This window comes from Autumnicola edwardsiae, from assembly GCF_031846505.1.
In the GTDB taxonomy this organism is placed as follows: domain Bacteria; phylum Bacteroidota; class Bacteroidia; order Flavobacteriales; family Flavobacteriaceae; genus Autumnicola; species Autumnicola edwardsiae.
Genome location: NZ_JAVRHP010000279.1, coordinates 1 through 750, shown reverse-complemented (window position 1 = coordinate 750; position 750 = coordinate 1). Strand labels below are relative to the sequence as shown.

1 protein-coding gene is annotated in these 750 nt (G+C 37.2%); it reads left to right on the top strand.

The genetic code is table 11. The annotated features are described in order from the left end of the window. The first annotated feature begins 227 nt into the window (after positions 1-227). A complete protein-coding gene (locus RM529_RS17640) occupies positions 228-692 on the top strand; it encodes a hypothetical protein (RefSeq protein ID WP_311486042.1) in 465 nt (154 codons plus the stop codon). Positions 693-750: the final 58 nt, after the last annotated feature.

Sequence of the window (750 nt, the reverse complement as noted above, 5' to 3'; positions counted from 1 at the left end):
AAATTCAATCAGCCAAAATCGAAATATGAAGCTAGAAATGCATTTCTAAGGGACGACTAATTAATAATTCAAAAGATCGAACCTCTCTTTCATCCGTTAAAGAAAATGAAGAGCGTTTTGAAGAAAATTTCAGCGGTGACCCTTTAATTACTACAAAACTCGCTATAGGAAATAGAAATATAGGTGAGGTTGGTTTTTCTTATATGGGCGGTACATACAATCGTGTAATGGAAGATGGACTACAGATAGATGAAAAGAATAGGAGGGTGGATGTCTTCGCTATTGATCTTAGCACTACTATTGAATCAACCGGCACTTATATTGTTGGAGAAGGCGCTTATGTGTGGGTGGATGTGCCAAAAACATTTACGCAACAGTTTGGAAATAAACAAGCAGGATTTTTTCTGGATGTAGTTCAACCAGTGTTGCAAAAGAAAATGTTCGGTTGGGAAAATGCATCCTTAAACGTCTCCGCTCGGACAGATTATGTTGATTTTAATATTGGTAACTTCACTCAAACTAATACAAATATAGGGGATGATTTAATTGCGGTTACTCCTTCCATAAGTTTTAGACCGTCACCTGCAACGGTTTTAAGGTTGAATTATCGTTATCAGTGGCAGAATGACATTTTAAATAATCCAGCCACAAAAACGGCCACCTGGTACCTAGGTTTTAGCACCTATTTTTAAGAATGATATGCTTTTTTAACTAATGGAGTGGGCTGCTCGGGGTAGCATGATTAGTTTA

What these genes read in the sequence shown, in the direction of transcription:
- RM529_RS17640 (WP_311486042.1), top strand. Translation starts at nt 228, where the DNA reads ATGGAAGATGGACTACAGATAGATGAAAAGAATAGGAGGGTGGATGTC.